14 protein-coding genes are annotated in these 15,987 nt (G+C 37.6%); 9 read left to right on the top strand and 5 right to left on the bottom strand.

Going from position 1 to position 15,987, the window contains the following annotated elements:
- Positions 1 to 208: 208 nt before the first annotated feature.
- The 3 genes from AAOP42_RS10000 to AAOP42_RS09990 are packed head-to-tail and all read right to left on the bottom strand — an operon-like array spanning position 209 to position 3,599.
- The gene (locus AAOP42_RS10000; RefSeq protein WP_349528360.1) at positions 209 to 1,408 is read right to left on the bottom strand and encodes a cation:proton antiporter domain-containing protein; all 1,200 of its coding nucleotides are present in this window, start codon (positions 1,406 to 1,408) and stop codon (positions 209 to 211) included.
- 1 nt (position 1,409) lies between these two features.
- Positions 1,410 to 2,264: a mechanosensitive ion channel family protein gene (locus AAOP42_RS09995; RefSeq protein ID WP_349528359.1), complete on the bottom strand. Its 855-nt coding sequence runs from the start codon at positions 2,262 to 2,264 to the stop codon at positions 1,410 to 1,412.
- A gap of 39 nt (positions 2,265 to 2,303) precedes the next feature.
- A complete protein-coding gene (locus AAOP42_RS09990) occupies positions 2,304 to 3,599 on the bottom strand; it encodes a cation:proton antiporter domain-containing protein (RefSeq protein WP_349528358.1) in 1,296 nt (431 codons plus the stop codon).
- A 137-nt stretch (positions 3,600 to 3,736) separates the two neighbouring features.
- Here AAOP42_RS09990 and AAOP42_RS09985 point away from each other — a divergent pair, with 137 nt between their 5' ends.
- The 3 genes from AAOP42_RS09985 to AAOP42_RS09975 all read left to right on the top strand — a co-directional run bounded on the left by AAOP42_RS09985 (position 3,737) and on the right by AAOP42_RS09975 (position 9,993).
- Positions 3,737 to 8,812 carry an amino acid permease gene (locus AAOP42_RS09985; protein ID WP_349528357.1) on the top strand — a complete coding sequence of 1,692 codons (5,076 nt, stop codon included), beginning with the start codon at positions 3,737 to 3,739 and terminating at the stop codon, positions 8,810 to 8,812.
- A complete protein-coding gene (locus AAOP42_RS09980; protein WP_349528356.1) occupies positions 8,809 to 9,138 on the top strand; it encodes a hypothetical protein in 330 nt (109 codons plus the stop codon). Before AAOP42_RS09985 ends, AAOP42_RS09980 begins: the two co-directional genes overlap by 4 nt.
- A gap of 141 nt (positions 9,139 to 9,279) precedes the next feature.
- The gene (locus AAOP42_RS09975; protein WP_349528355.1) at positions 9,280 to 9,993 is read left to right on the top strand and encodes a hypothetical protein; all 714 of its coding nucleotides are present in this window, start codon (positions 9,280 to 9,282) and stop codon (positions 9,991 to 9,993) included.
- A 414-nt stretch (positions 9,994 to 10,407) separates the two neighbouring features.
- On the opposite strand, the gene AAOP42_RS09970 is transcribed toward AAOP42_RS09975, so the two are convergent.
- Positions 10,408 to 10,806 carry a hypothetical protein gene (locus AAOP42_RS09970; RefSeq protein WP_349528354.1) on the bottom strand — a complete coding sequence of 133 codons (399 nt, stop codon included), beginning with the start codon at positions 10,804 to 10,806 and terminating at the stop codon, positions 10,408 to 10,410.
- Positions 10,807 to 10,859: 53 nt separating this feature from the next.
- Here AAOP42_RS09970 and AAOP42_RS09965 point away from each other — a divergent pair, with 53 nt between their 5' ends.
- The 3 genes from AAOP42_RS09965 to AAOP42_RS09955 all read left to right on the top strand — a co-directional run bounded on the left by AAOP42_RS09965 (position 10,860) and on the right by AAOP42_RS09955 (position 12,037).
- Positions 10,860 to 11,261, top strand: coding sequence for a hypothetical protein (locus AAOP42_RS09965; protein WP_349528352.1), 402 nt, complete (start codon positions 10,860 to 10,862; stop codon positions 11,259 to 11,261).
- Between the two features lie 228 nt (positions 11,262 to 11,489).
- Positions 11,490 to 11,717 (top strand): hypothetical protein, encoded by a 228-nt coding sequence (locus AAOP42_RS09960; RefSeq protein WP_349528351.1) that lies wholly within the window; start codon positions 11,490 to 11,492, stop codon positions 11,715 to 11,717.
- A complete protein-coding gene (locus AAOP42_RS09955) occupies positions 11,684 to 12,037 on the top strand; it encodes a hypothetical protein (protein ID WP_349528350.1) in 354 nt (117 codons plus the stop codon). The genes AAOP42_RS09960 and AAOP42_RS09955 overlap by 34 nt, the downstream gene beginning before the upstream one ends.
- A gap of 200 nt (positions 12,038 to 12,237) precedes the next feature.
- Here the strand turns inward: AAOP42_RS09955 and AAOP42_RS09950 are convergent, their stop codons facing one another.
- On the bottom strand, positions 12,238 to 13,533 hold the full coding sequence (locus tag AAOP42_RS09950; protein ID WP_349528349.1) for an amidohydrolase: 1,296 nt from the start codon (positions 13,531 to 13,533) through the stop codon (positions 12,238 to 12,240).
- A gap of 98 nt (positions 13,534 to 13,631) precedes the next feature.
- Between AAOP42_RS09950 and AAOP42_RS09945 the strand changes: the two genes are divergently transcribed.
- The 3 genes from AAOP42_RS09945 to creD are packed head-to-tail and all read left to right on the top strand — an operon-like array spanning position 13,632 to position 15,930.
- Complete coding sequence (locus AAOP42_RS09945; protein WP_349528348.1) at positions 13,632 to 14,249, top strand: hypothetical protein; 618 nt, start codon at positions 13,632 to 13,634, stop codon at positions 14,247 to 14,249.
- Positions 14,246 to 14,536 (top strand): winged helix-turn-helix domain-containing protein, encoded by a 291-nt coding sequence (locus AAOP42_RS09940; protein ID WP_349528347.1) that lies wholly within the window; start codon positions 14,246 to 14,248, stop codon positions 14,534 to 14,536. Before AAOP42_RS09945 ends, AAOP42_RS09940 begins: the two co-directional genes overlap by 4 nt.
- Before the next feature lie 59 nt (positions 14,537 to 14,595).
- Entirely contained in the window at positions 14,596 to 15,930 is a 1,335-nt protein-coding gene (gene creD / locus AAOP42_RS09935) for a cell envelope integrity protein CreD (protein ID WP_349528346.1), read from the top strand.
- Positions 15,931 to 15,987: the final 57 nt, after the last annotated feature.

Genomic DNA, 15,987 nt, shown 5'->3' with positions numbered 1-15,987 from the left:
TTAGTTTTTCTTTTTTAGACGATATAACCTAAACAGGTCACTTTTATAACCAAAAAATCAGGACATTTCTGAGCAGAGCATATGCATTTAAACACAAACCCTCCTTACCGCATATGTAGCGGTATCTTTTAAAATCACAGTCAAATCTAAGAGACCCCTGAACCCCCGCCTGCCCGGCGAGGCAGGGGTCAGGGGATAATAATATGTTTTAAATGCGTTTACTCTGCATTTCTGAAATAAAAGAGTGTTTTGTCAACCGCTTACTCAGGTTGATCCATATTGGGCTTAGCAGCAGGGTGAGGGAAATGACTGCAATGATCAACTGGTAACCATAGTCGGTGATGATCTCATTGAAATAAGCGAGGTTGCCTATAACAAAACTAAATTCGCCAATTTGGGAAAGTAGCGCACCGGCATATATGCTATCGTTCCAGCTCATTTTAAAACTACGCATGATCAGGGTATTGATCAGGTTGTTTGCCAGTAATATGATGACTACCAATGAGAGGATTACGAAGAGGTTGTCCCAGAGAAAGTGGACATTGATCAACATTCCTACGGAAATAAAAAACAATGCAACGAAAATGACTTTTAAAGAAAAAAGACTGTTGTGAAACCAGGAAGTTGATTTTGCTGTTGCTACAAGTATTCCTGCTACAAATGCGCCCAAGGCTGTGGACAATCCAAAGAAACCTGTTATGGCTGAAAATCCAAAACACAGTCCAAAAGCAAAGAATACCTGAAGTTCATGGTCTTTTTTGATTAGTTTGTGAAAAGGTAATCGAATTGTTTTTTTGTGAAGAAGATAACCCATCAATGCCGCAATCAGAACGCCTCCAACTATTTGTAGAATTACTTCGGTAGCAGTTGTTGGTGTGCCGGATGCATAGCTCAATATGATGAGCATAGGCACTATTAAAACATCCTGGGCTAATAGTATTCCCAGAACATTCTGACCTACAGGTTGATCAATTTCACCGGAATCCTGAAGTAGTTTTACTATTACGGCAGTGCTGCTCAGGCTGATTACGAAACCCAATGTAAGCACCCTTGCCAGCGACCAGTCATAATATTTTCCAATAAGCCATACCGCCAGTACACTAAATATAACCTGTAAGACTGTGCCAATGACAGAGATTTTCCAATTGGCTACCAGTTTTTTTAGGGAAATCTCCATACCTATAAAAAAGAGTAGTAGAATCAATCCCAATGAACCTAAAGAGCTGATCAATTCAGAGTCTGATACTAGTCCGAGTACATGAGGGCCTACAATTACTCCGGTAATAATGTAAATAATTACATGGGTTTGTCTCAACATCCGAAGGAGCAGTCCGATCAGAACAATGCCCAGAGCTATTGTTACAAACTTTAGAAGAAATGGATTGCTTTCGATTGAAGCCAGGATCATACTACTTGGTCTTATCTATAGAAAATGTATCACTTGTTTTAAAATGAAGATCTCTCTGTGGAAATGGAATAGTTATATTATTTTCTCTGAATTTTTGATCTATTTTTACTCTGATATCACTTCTGACAAATTCTATATCAAACATTCTTTTGCTATAAAAAAGTAACTCGAAATCCAGAGATGACTCACCAAAGTCGATAAATCTTGCTTTGGGTTCAGGTGTTCTTACCACTTCAGGATGTTCCAGTGCTGAGTCGCTCAATAGCTTCATAACCAAACTTACATCGGAACCATAGGCTACTCCAACTTTTATTCTAAAACGGGTTACAGATCGGTTGTGAGACCAGTTGATCACATTGTCACTGACTAGTTTAGAGTTGGGAACTATGATCACGATACCATCTCTGGTTTCTATTTTAGAAGTACGAATCGAAATTTTCTCTACTTTGCCCACAATATTGTTTAGTTCTATAATATCACCAACGGTAACAGTGCCCTCAAAAAGAAGTAAAATACCTGACACTATATCATTGAAAACCTGCTGTAAACCCAGGCCGACACCTACGAGTAGAGCTGCTGATCCTGCTAACAGTAGTGTGATTTTTACTCCAACCATATCCAGACCTGCAATGATAGTTAGAACAATTATGCTGTAATTCAATATTTGGAAAAGTGCCTTTCCTCTTCCTTTGTCAAAACGACCCGAGTTTATTTGTCTTTGGACAACTTGCTTTGATATTAATATGATAGTCCAACTTACAATGATCAATATTACCATTTGCATGATATGCAGTGGAGTGACAAAATAGTCGCCGAAGGATATTATCTTGAATTCTATAAATTCCTGAACTGTCATTTCTTTTTTTCTTAGGTGTTGTTTGTTTTACAATGGAAATTATGGTTGCATTTTTTGTTCTTCACCCTTTCTATGTGAAGTCAGAGACTTGACCTCTTCATCAAGTTGTTTCCAGTCTTCAAAAGATAATTTATCTACTTCAGGATCATCTTCTGATTTTTTTGCCATCAATCCGCCTGACATAATGAAGCTTGAAGCGAGGATTACCATAAGTAGTATGGCAGGATTAAAAGCTTCACTTTGCATGGTTACAGGTATGGAAAAGAATAGCAAAACAGTGACCAAGCCTCTTGGGGCAATCCATAACTGAGGTAAGATACCTTTGCCTACAAAGATTTTGAGAAAAATAAACCGGATAAGAAAAGTGGAAAACAAAATTCCCAGTGAAATGTAAATTGAAGGCAGGTTGGTGATTCCTGAAAAATCCAGGGTCATTCCGAAAATCACAAAGAAAAATGTCCTGACAACAAAGGCAGTCTCCATGGTCACCATGTGGAAATCTTCTGTAATCTCCTTTAGAGCATGTTCTCTTATTAATTTTCTAAGTTTCCCTCTAAAAAACAACTGATAATTGTTTAGCACCACACCAAAAACCATAATGATAAGTAGAGATGACAAGTGGAATAATTTACCAGTAGAATAGAGCAGCACTAAAACAGAAATAAGAAAAAATAATTTAACCTTTGACTGAAGTTGTTGGAGTAGTAAAACCAGTGCATAACTAAGGATCAAGGACAAAACCACTGTCAGAACAATACTTCCCGATACATCTGTAACGACTTCTGAAATACTGGCTGTTTCAGCACCTCCTATCATAAAATAAAAAAACATAATGCCAAGGATGTCTGAAAATGTACTTTCATAAATCATAAACTCCCGCTTGCTATCCATTAGATTGGCAACACTAGGGATGATAATGGCACTGCTTAAGATAGAAAGGGGGATGGCATACAAAAGAGCAGTATAAAAATTATCTACTATAAATGTGTGAAAAAGGTATGCAATGGCAAATGCTGTAGCTAACAACGACAATAGAGCCACAAAAAAGGATTTGATCAGTAATGCCTTTTTTTCTTTTTTCAACTCAAGGTCTAAGGAACCTTCCAGCACGATCATAATTAGCCCAACTATCCCTAGCAGTTCCAAAGCTGCCATTACATAGTTGCTCAAATCTATCTCTGATCGTTTGAGCAATTCTTGGAAACCGATACCAAGGGCAATTAGTAATAGTACACTGGGTATATTCGTTTTTTTAGATATATAATTAAAGCAATAAGAAACAATAATTACCAATGAAATAGCAATTGCTTGATTATATGCATTAAAGATGTCCATAAATCATTATTTTGATGGTTTAATTCTCAATTGAGACTGTAGCTTTGAATACAGGTCACAAAAATCATGAGTTTTCGGTGACTTTTAAGTAATTCTATGGTCTCAATAAGAACATTATCATTTAATTCGATCAATATATGGTAAAAAAGAACAAGTTTGGAACATTTGGAGGAGTTTTCGTTCCCTCAATACTCACTATTCTAGGAGTTATCATGTACCTCAGGCTTCCAATGATAGTTGGTGAAGCCGGGCTTTGGGCTACCATAGGGATTATTGTTGTGGCACATATTATTTCTGTCACTACAGGGCTGAGTGTGTCATCCATCGCAACGGATAAAAAAGTGCAGGCCGGAGGAACATATTATATGATTTCCAGAAGTCTGGGACTTCCAATAGGCGGTACGTTAGGGATAGCCTTATTTGTAGGGTTATCATTTAGTGTAAGCTTGTATCTTATTGGTTTTTCAGAAAGTTTTCTAAACTATTGGGGATTTTCCAGTGACATCAACAATATCAGATTAACAGGTTCATTAGTATTGCTCGCAGTAACAACTGTTACTTTCATCAGTACTTCGCTTGCTATCAAAACACAATATTTTATTCTGACAGCAATAGTATTGTCATTGATATCTGTATTTTTTGGGAATCATGATTTTGCTCCTGTAGCTCCCACATTGACCACTCCTTCCTCTGCCATACCTCTTATGGTATTGTTTGGGATATTTTTCCCTGCAGTTACCGGGTTTGAAGCCGGAGTATCTATGTCGGGAGATTTAAAAGACCCAAAAAAATCTATTCCGGCAGGGTCTATCATGGCAATTGTGGTTGGCTTTGTGGTTTATATAGGCGTGGCAGCATTTTTTGCCTTTACAGTCAACAGCGATGCACTTGTCAATAACCCAAATGTTCTTTTGGAAATTTCATGGATTCCCGAACTGGTTATAGCCGGAATTTGGGGAGCTACACTTTCGTCAGCTTTGGGAAGTATCCTCGGAGCACCAAGAATACTACAGGCTACTGCTGTTGATAAAATTACCCCCAGGATTTTTGCCAAAGGGTACGGAGCTACCAATGAACCCAGAAATGCACTTATACTTACATTTCTAATAGCGGAGGTGGGCATACTGATAGGAGAATTGGATGTAATTGCAAGGGTAGTTTCTATTTTCTTTATCACCACTTATGGTTTTTTAAACATTAGTGCCACCTTCGAGAGATGGACGAGTACTGATTTTCGTCCTGAACTTAAAATACCCGGATGGATCAGTGTGTTGGGCGCTACGGCTTGTATTTTGGTAATGATCCAGCTTGATTTTGTGGCAATGTTGGCTGCTATCCTTGTTTTAGGATTGTTGTTTTTGTATTTGAAAAGAAAAGAGTTAACGCTGGATTCGGGAGATGCCTGGAGCGGTGTTTGGGCTTCATTGGTGAAAAAAGGATTGACAAATCTGAAAAAGGACAAACTCCACAAAAGAAACTGGCGTCCCAATACCATTATGTTTAGTGGGAGTCCCGAAGTGCGCCAATATTTGGTGGAAATAGGCAAAGCTATCTCTGGCAAATTTGGAATTTTGTCTGCATTTGAATTATTAGAAAGCGACGATCGAATTTTGACCAAAACAGAATCTAATCTGAATGAAGAAGAAGATGCAGGATATTTTCAACATAAGCTGTATTGCAGGGATGTCTATTCTGGTATGGATCAGATTACCAGGGTATTTGGTTTTTCAGGAGTAGAACCCAATACGGTATTGATGGGTTGGAGTAAAAGTCCCAGAAGCAAAGAGCGTTTCATAGCCTTGATCGAAGGTTTTGCACACAATCATTACAATTCAATATTTTTAAATTACAACCAGGAGAAAAAGTTTGGACAACACAGTACCATAGATATTTGGTGGAGTGGGTCAGGGAGAAACCTGGCACTGGCACTTAATTTGATCAGGCCCATCAGCAATTCTCATTTATGGAAGAGAACAAAGGTTCGTTTGCTTATCATCAATCCTGATAATGATGAAGCTGAAAACATTTATAAAGCTGCTACTGCTATCCTGGATGATTACCGCACTGAAGCTGAAGTGAGAATTGTAAACAATGAGATTGATCCCCTTTCAGAAAAAGACATTATATCAGAAGAATCTAAAGATGCAGATCTTGTGATCATTGGCGTGCCAGATCAGAAATACAATAATTTAGAAAAGTATTATGATCAGATTAGTGGTATTCTTGACGGTGTAGGTACTGCATTGGCAATCAATGCATCAGAAGACTTTGAAGATTTGGAGGTAATATCACCATCAAAAGCCAAAAGTAAGTCCCTCTTAGAAAATGCTGATACAGGCATGTTGGAGTTGCCTATGCTTACTTTGTCCAAATATCCTGAAATAGCCGATGACATTTTAAAGGTTGATGTGAATGGCAGAAAGGTGTTGGAGTTGTTCCATAAAAAGACTTTTCAGCCCATCTTCACAAACCATATTGAAATATTAAATGAATTGACCGATCGGGTGGGGTATATTCAAAAGGAACTAAAAAAGGTTGTTGGTTTTCCTGATAGCTACAGAAAGAAAAAGGGTATTGATAAGCTGAAAAATGAAGTGTTTTTTAAGACCAATACTCTATTCGAAAAAGAGTTGAAGGAGAATATTCTTCCTGTTCAATTGGAACGATTTAACGAACACATTAACTGGTATCTGGATAGACTCTCTGACGAACTGAAAAGATATCCTCAGAAGCTTAAGATAAGTTATCTCAGTGAAGATTTTGATATAAAACCGGAAGATGCTACTTCTTTGAAATTTTTCAAAAAGTTAAAGCGGGCTAAGCATTGGTTTGTAGGGCAGCCGATTACTCAATCTGTAAACTATAAGGAAGCTGCAAGACACTATCAGTTCCACAACAGGCAAATCTTCTTATCACAGTTGCTGAAGCGTTTCGAAGAAGAAGAAATGGTTTTTTATCACAACCTCCGTAAGATCACCAATTCGATTATTGGATTTTTGGATGAGATTGAACGCAAAATATGGCAGGATATAGAATGGAACGAAGATAATCTTTTAAAAATAGCCGAGCAAATTGAAAAGGAAACACAAAATCAACAGAAGTTGTCTCAGTTGTATGAAGGAAGGCTTCAGTTGGAATTTCGTAAGAATCTTCAGCAGATGAACAATGACCTTCAAAAAATCAACATCGATAAAATCATTAGTCATAAACGAAGGCCTTCTAAGTTCTATAAGAAGGTTTTGTCCGATATTATCAACATTCCTGAGGAATCACATCTGAAAATAAAGACTCTTTTGAACATGATTTTGATGGAGTTGTCAGTAAATGCGACAAAAAACAGGATAGAAGAACTACATGAGCAATTAGGAGAGAAGCTGAGATTGGTTGTAAGACAGAAATACCTCAGGGAATTGGACAAAGTTGTAGAAGACATCCGGAAAAATAAGAGTACTGCCGATCAGGAAAAATTGAAACTCGATGAAGATTTTGAAACAGAGCTTCAGGAATTTTTCAATGAAAGCCTGGAACGAATGATATTGCTTACAGAGTCTATGCCGGAATCATTGGAAGTGTATTCTTCGCATAATGCAGGCAAAGAAGATCAGGAGACCCTTTCCATATCAGTAGCCAGTATGGCGGAGTACTATCTGAAATCCAGGTATGAAGTCACAGTTGAAGAAAAATTCAATAGTCTTTTGGATTTTCTTAAAAGGTCTGTTTTTTCCATACGCGATATGCTCAATCTTACTCAATTTAACTTTGAGAACATTGGGGCAGATGCAGACAACAATGAAGCATTGAAAAGCGAAGTGTTAGAAAATTGCACAGCCAAAATTGAAAAAGAAAAATCTTTGATAAATGATCAAATTGAGGAGTATATCAAATACGCTGACAGTCAATTTGAGAGGGCTTTCGAACCACTTTCTTCGATGAAAATAGAGGAAAGTGCTGAAGATTTCGTTTCCGGTTTGAGGAATTATCAGGGACAAAAAGTCCTCTCAGGTATGAATTACATTACCAATGAGGCAAAAGTCATATTCAGAGGCTTGCTTACCAGAATTTTTTATAGCAGAAGTGAAGGGATACTTTTGGCTAAAAAATTAAACAAAGTATCCGGGCTCACTTCTACCAATAGCCGTTTGCTTGATCTTTCGGAAAAAGTGAATCCGCCGACAGAAGCACTCAAATCATTACCTCCATATTATATCACACTTTTCAATGGAAAATCCAGTATTAGCAAAGATTTCTGGATTACCAGAACTACTAATGAAAGAGCATTTGGCAAAGCTGTAAAAAGATACCAACAAGGACATGGAGGAGGGATATTGTTATTAGGAGATAGAAACTCCGGAAAAACTGCTTTTGGTAAACAAGTAGTACATCGCTTTTTGAAAAAGAGTCTGACATATTCTGTTTTTTCACCGATTCAGGGAACAATATCAATTGAAGGATTTACTGAAGCGCTGAGAAAGGCAACTCAAAAATATGGAGACACTTCCCAGATACTAAATCAATTGCCGGTGGGCAGTGTGGTCATTGTCAATGACCTGGAACTTTTTTGGGAAAGGACAAAAAGTGGCCTTGAAGTCGTTCGACATTTAGAACAACTCATAGACGAATATGGTAATAAAGTATTGTTCGTGGTGAACATGAATACCTATGCCTATAAATTGATCAATCAGTTGACCGGGTTTGGAGACAGGTTTATTGAAATCATCAATTTCAGCCCTTTTTATGCAGAAGAGTTAAAAGACCTGATAATGAAACGCCACCGTTCCAGCGGGTTGTCTATTCACTTCAATGCCAACGATGACGATCTGAATGAAGTACAACTGGCACAACTTTTCAACAGCTACTTCAACTACTGTGAGGGCAATCCGGGAACAGCACTCAATGGATGGCTTGCCAATATTAGTAAAGCCATGGGTAACGACCTGATCATTCAAAAACCAAATTACCCGTCCGTATCAGTTTTGGAGGAACTCAATGAAGATTGGTGTATGGTTTTGACACAATTTGTACTTCACAAGCGATTGACGGAAGATAAAATACAACGGATAAGCGGATGGGATGGAGGCCAGGTAAAAAGCATGGTGCAAGCCATGTTAAGGTCTGGAATTGTTCTGGAAAAGGCTCCCGGAATTTATCATGTCGATCCGTACATACAGCCATTTTTGATTCGGGCACTTAAGGATAGAGAGGTGTTGTCATGAATAGGAGAAATGTAGAAGATTACCTACGGAAATTGTTTCGTCTCAAGCAAAAAGATGAAGCCAAAGACAATGATGATACCAATGAAGCCATAGACTATGCTTTCACATTTGAAACAAATGCCAAGGAAAGGGTGTTGAAAGAACACATCAAGGAGATAGTAGTACTCAGCCCCTGGGCGACTGTTACTCCACATCATATCAATTTCCACAAAGCAGAGAACGATAGGTCACAAGTTGAGGTGCAATTTGGAGCATTGAGCAAGCGCAAAGGTAAATTGATAGAAGATGAAATAAGGAAACTATTAACGGTAGAAACCACTACATAGGTGTGATGGAGCTGGAGATAAGTCACTCATTGACCCGAAAAGGCTAAATGATCGCAACTATAAATATTAAAAATAACAGTTATATTTGAAAGGTAGATAATGAGCATGCTCATTATACAATCGTTAGAAGCAATTATCTTTATGATGAAATTTACCGTTCCAATATTTATTTTAACACTGCTGCTCATTTCTGCTTGTAACGTTGATAACAGAACGGATGAGGAAATACGATCTCTCATCAAAGAACACGAGAACGAATTGTTTTTTTTGAGCTTCTGGCCTGGGATCAACGATCAAGATTTTAAACGAATTATTAAGTATGAGAACTCTTTAGGAAACTTAGAGAGTGGTCGTTTCGTTTTCAATATCCAATCCGCCGACAATCTCACCAAAGTACCTTTTCAGATTAGAAATACAAGACACGGTGTGGATCTAATTTATTCTGATTCATATGAAATTGTTTCTGACGGTAGTCGAATTGGCCCTGAAAGGGACGGATCTGGAGTAGGAAAGTTCTATTATCGTATACGTGACAACCTTGAGAAAACCTTGAATGAAAACTATGAATTTTTGGGAAGCGAGGACAACAGCATGTACTGGAAAAGTATCAATGAACCATGTAAGGTTGTTGAACTCTATTCATTTATTGATTATTTGCATTTAACAGATAATTATTTTTCGCAACCAGCTAAAGGTTCCAAAGTGCGATTGGCTAGTTGTACAATGGTTCTGGATTATATGACTTGTGAACATTACAACAGCCAAATTGAGTATGAATTAAACAAAACCCTTGAAGAGGAGAAACAAAAACAGCAGAAACTGATTGAAGCAGAAAGAAATAATGAAAAACTCTAAATTCAATAAATGTAACTATCCCCTACAATGGACATAATCTTTCAGTCAGGAGAATTTTATAATGAACCGTCATTTTGGTCGCAACTTTTTCAAATACTGGCGTCCTTGCTTGGAGTTGTCATCCCCCTCTGGTCTTAGCGTCTCGCTAAGACCCTGAAAACTCATTACAATTTTGGTATAGATAACGAACTGAAAAGGATTTATCTATACTCATTTCAAGAATTGATTCTTGATTATAGATCTTAGCGAGACGCTAAGACTAGTGGCGGATTCAGAAGGGCTTACTTTGCTACTTCTACCGTGGTACACTGGATCGATCTGTTCACAAGAAAGAGTTCAAACATCTACTGATAGATTCCTTAGAATGAGTTCAGCTAGGAATTATGCAGGAAGGCAAGACCTGTCAGGTTTATCTCAAAAAAGCTGACGTTGACGGTTGTTTTTCTGTGCTTTCTGGAAGAAACCTGACAGGTCTGTATATTGTCCAGCTCTATAAAATTTCCATAGTCCAAGTTTAGCTTTTTGGTGCAATGCGTGACTTGCCTCTCTTATAAGGTAGTTGGTTTCCTGCTTTCTACTATTTATCTTATTGTAAGTCTGAGAAGCATAAATTTTAAGACCTGTCAGGTTTGTCTCGCAAAACCCGATGTTGACGGTTGTTTTTCTATCCCTTCTGGAAGAAACCTGGCAGGTCTGTATATTGTCCAGTTCTATAAAACTCCCATATCCCAAGTTTAGGCTTTTTGGTGCAACGCATGACTTGTCCCTCTTGTAAGATAGTTGGTTTCCTACTCTGATGCTGAAATAAGTCACGTATGCTATCGCTAAGTACGCACTTAAGACTTCAACAACTATATTTGTCCTTTATGAAGCGAATCTTCCTTATTGCAATAGCTACTATTACTACCATCATTTTTTGGATAAGTTTCTCTCAGGATACTGTGGATGATTTACCTGGTGACTTTAAGGAAATGGCTTTCTACAGAAATGAGAATAATACCGGTCCTATCATACGAAAGTATGTGGTAAGTATCTCGGATACCCTGTGGCAGGAGATGGAGCAGTACGGACAGATGATGCCTTATACCAAATACGGCACAACGACTGTATTCTTCTTCCTTCAAGGTAGTGATATGCCGAAAAGTATAAATCCCGATTTTCCTAGCTTTGATGTGCAGTATCAGTCGAGCTGTATTGGTAAATTCAACAGAAATGCTACCGGATTATCCAGTTTTACCCGCTATCCTATTCTTTCTCAGGCATATTGAGCATCGTAGTGGTTGGTTGCTTACTTTGATGCTGGAATAAGTCACGCATTGCGCCGAAAAGGCTAAATGCACGCCATTGGGAAAAGTATAAATATTGCAATCAAGAAGAGTACCTCATAATATCGAGTCTCAAATTGGATATAGTGGGTGACATTATGAGGATAATAGAAACGGAAGGGTAAATTGAAATAATTAGGAATTTGTTAACTTTGGTAAAAAGTTATTATTATGGATCAGGTAATAGATAAGGAATTGATTAGCCATCTGCTTAGACTAGAAAATAACCAACAAGAAAAAGTGCTTGCTTATATGAAGGACTTGCTTATTCAAGATGAAATGAACAAGCGTGCAGATGAATCTGAAAAGGCGATATCCGAAGGTAGAACAAAAAGTTTTGATCAATTTAATCGGAGTTTTGAGCAGTGGAAAGCAAACAAGAGAGCAAGTATGAAGTGATCATAACCGATCCCGCAGAAATTAGTTTTTACGAAATAGTGGATTACCTGTATGATAACTACGAGTTAAGTCGTGCAGAAGAAATTGCAAATGAAATTAGAGATACCGCAAAAAGTTTAGCTTATCAAGCAAAAAGAGCAGCACCAGAACCTCGATTATTACATAGGAAAAAAGAATATCGTTTTGTTTTATACGAAAGAACTTCCAGAGCAGAAGTGAAGGTAATTTATTTTATTGAAGAGGAATCGGGAGTTGTATTTATCACAGATTTTTTTCCAACTGAAAAGGATTCTGCTGAGATATCAGCCAGAAATAGATAGATAAATCCGAGCCATTAGGGTGTGAATACCAAGTGGAAATTTTTGATGAGGTATTTGTTTTGAGACCTGTCAGGTTTATCTCGAAAAACCCTATGTTAACAGTTGTTTTCTTTTCCTTTCTGAAAGAAACCAGACAGGTCTGTTATAAATCTTATGGCTAAATGCGAAACGGTGTGTAGCTACTAATGTCAAAAAAAAACCTATTTCTTATTTAAATAATCAAGGGTTAGAGCAGTCATGGTTTTCATTCCGAGTAACATGCCAGAGTCGTCAACATAAAAATCGGGGGTATGGTGAGGTGCGGCCTTTTTTGTGTCATTCCCGCTTGGGCATCCGCCAACAAAGAAATAAAGTCCCGGAACTTTCTCCTGGAAAAATGAAAAATCTTCAGCTCCTGTGATTGCCGATATGATCTTTACATTATCTGCTCCAGCGATGCGATTGAGTGTGGGTAGCATTTGATCGTACAATTCAGGTTCGTTATAAGTAATCGGGTAGCCTTCATCAATTTCCAGTGTGGCTTCTGCATTGTTGGCTTTAGCAACATGCTCTACAATTTCCCTAAGTCTTTGATGAACCGTGGTTTTCATTTCGGCATCCAAAGTTCTGATGGTTCCGAGCATATAAAGGTCCTCTGGGATGATATTGCTTCTTACACCACCATGAATGGCGCCTATTGTAACTACTGCTGCTGCATCTATCAGTTTCATATTACGACTCACGATTGTTTGAATTGAATTAATCATTTGTGCAGCAGTAACTATCGGATCAACACCGGACCAAGGAGCAGAACCATGAGTTTGAACACCCTTGATGTCAATTCTAAAGCTATTTACAGCAGCCATGATGCCTTTTGACCTGACTTCAATTTCACCAACAGGAGTATCTGCACTGATGTGTAAACCGAATATGGCATCCACATCAGGGTTTTTCAAAACACCTTCTTTCACCATCAGTTTGGCACCACCTTCTTCACCAACTGGCGCACCTTCTTCGGCTGGTTGGAAGATGAACTTGACAGTGCCAGGTACTTGATCCTTGATTTTAAATAACATTTTGGCAACACCCAGCAATATGCTGATATGTGTGTCATGGCCACAAGCATGCATTACAGCTACTTGTTCACCGTTATATTCTCCCATTTGATTTGAGGCCCATTTGAGATTGCCTCGTTCTTTTACTGGAAGTCCGTCAATATCTGCTCTCAATGCTACAACAGGGCCAGGTTTTCCTCCTTTTAGAATAGCAACCACTCCAGTCTTGGCTATACCTGTTTGAGGGGCGTATCCTATAGATTTCAATTCCTTGGCTATTCTTTCTGCGGTTTGAAATTCCCTGTTGCTCAGCTCGGCATGCTCATGAAACCAATGTCTAAGTTCTATGACTTCTGCTTCGTATTGCGTCGCTAGTGTGTTGATTTGCTTGTCAAATTTTTGAGCTTGAGAAAAATGGACAATGGAGGGAAATATTATAAGGAACAGTATCTTTTTTGCCATGACTGTAGATGAGTTTTATATTAACGATGAAATTTTATCCCAAGTAATATAGTAATACTCCGCAATATTTAATTACTTTGCAATTCAAAGTACTTTTTATGAGTGAGGAAAAATATATAAAAGACCTGAGAGATATCAAAGATATCATGAATCGGTCATCACGGTTTATTTCTTTGAGTGGGCTATCAGGAGTGTCTGCCGGAATTTTCGCCCTGATTGGTGCCTATTTGGCCTATCAAAATGTATATACCAATCAGGACTACCTTGAATATAGAAAGGCTATAATTACTACTGACAGCCTTATTAGCTTGTTATTGATTGCCATTATTACATTGGTGGTTTCTATCGGAGCGGGAATCTATTTTACTACTAAAGAGACAAAAAAAAGGAAACAGAAACTTTGGGACCATCAGACAAAAAGGCTGGTTGTTAATTTGAGTATTCCATTGGTAACAGGAGGCATTCTATGCCTGATGCTTCTTTTGAAAGGCTATATTGGCATAGTAGCACCTCTCACACTTATCTTCTATGGTTTGGCCTTGGTTAATGCAAGCAAATACACACTCACAGAAATCCGTAGTTTGGGTATTGTGGAAATTATTTTAGGCTTAATAGCCACCCATTTTATTGGTTATGGATTGCTGTTTTGGTCTATTGGGTTTGGGGTATTGCATATTGCTTATGGAGTGGTGATGGAGATCAAATACAAGTCGTGAAAGAATTACTAAAAGATTTAAATAAAGCTTTTGAGAATAAAATCAGACTAGGCATCATGTCTGCTCTGGTGGTAAACGAATATTTAGATTTTAATACCTTGAAAGAATTATTGGATGTCACTGATGGAAACCTTGCCAGCCATCTCAAATCTCTGGATAAGAGTAAATATGTCGTCTCTAAAAAGGAATTTTTGGATAGAAAACCCAACACTAAATATTCTGTGACCGATGAGGGACGGGAGGCATTTTTAAAACATATAAATGCAATAGAACAACTTTTAAAATAAAATTTTTTACCCTTAAGCTTTGTAATTCAAAGTACTTTTAAATTAAAATTAATTAAAAAATGGAAAACTCCCCAATTGAGAAAGTAAACAACTGGATTAAGAATTCAGTTACGCTTAAACTGATTACAATCACCATACTTATGCTCTTGCTATTGATCCCTGCTTCAATGATTGATTCGATTATTGATGAACGAGAGCAGTTAAACAGTCAGGCTACTACAGAAGTGAGTTCTAAATGGGCCGAAAAGCAGCAAATAAATGGACCCATTTTGACAATTCCCTTGATATACGAATATGAGAAAGATGAAAAGATTATTACGACTACAAGATATTGGTACATACTTCCGGAAAACCTAAAAGTTGATGGTGAAATAGAACCGGAAAAATTGCGAAGAGGAATTTATGAAGTAGTAGTGTATAAATCGAATCTTTCCGTTTCGGGTAATTTTTTGTTTGACCAACATCCAGATAAGACGAACCTCAAAGAAATAAAATACGATCAGTCATTTTTAACAATAGGCATATCGGATTTAAGAGGTATAAAGAATCAAATAGCAGTTAAGTGGGGGGATCAAAATCTGAGTGTAAAACCCGGATCTAAAATATCCCATCTTATATATTCCGGGATAACGGTTGACCTGCCAAACCTTGAAAATCTCATCAATCAATCCGTAAATTTCGATTTTCAACTTGACCTCCAGGGAAGCCAAAATATGTCGTTTGTACCGATTGGGAGTACTACCAAAGTACAACTGAAATCAGCATGGAATTCACCAAGTTTTGACGGTAATTTCTTGCCCGATTCACGCGAACTAAATGACGATGGATTTTCAGCTCGTTGGTCTATTCTTCAGCTCAACAGGAACTTTCCTCAGTCCTGGGTAGATACCGACCAATCTAAAAAAATGGATGCTTCAGCTTTTGGAGTGAATCTTATCTTACCACTGGATGATTATCAAAAATCAATGAGATCGTCAAAATATGCCGTGATGACCATTGCTCTGACATTTCTGATTTTTTTCTTGGTAGAAATATTGAATAAACGAAAGATACATCCATTTCAATATGCGTTGGTTGGCTTGGCTTTGTGTATTTTTTATATTCTTTTGGTGTCTATAACAGAGCATTCAAATTTCAATTTTGCGTATGGAATTTCAGCTCTTGGAATAGTTTCTATGATTACTTTGTACTCCCTGAGTATTTTCCATGCAAAAAAACTGACCATACTTTTGGTATCAACATTACTGGGAATCTATGGTTTTCTATTCGTAACACTGCAATTGGCAGATTATGCCCTTCTTATGGGAAGCATTGGATTAACAGTAATTTTGGGAGCTACCATGTATTTTACCAGAAGAATTAACTGGTACAAATTGAATATTGAAACCGAATAAAAACTTTTAGTTGTAGAAAAAGAAACTCCTGTTTCTAGAATAGGAGTTTCTTTTTCT

The sequence above is a fragment of the Reichenbachiella sp. MALMAid0571 genome (assembly GCF_040151475.1).
Lineage (GTDB): Bacteria > Bacteroidota > Bacteroidia > Cytophagales > Cyclobacteriaceae > CAXBNB01.
Note: the sequence above shows the minus strand (reverse complement) of the source record. Positions and strands in the feature narration are given on the sequence as shown.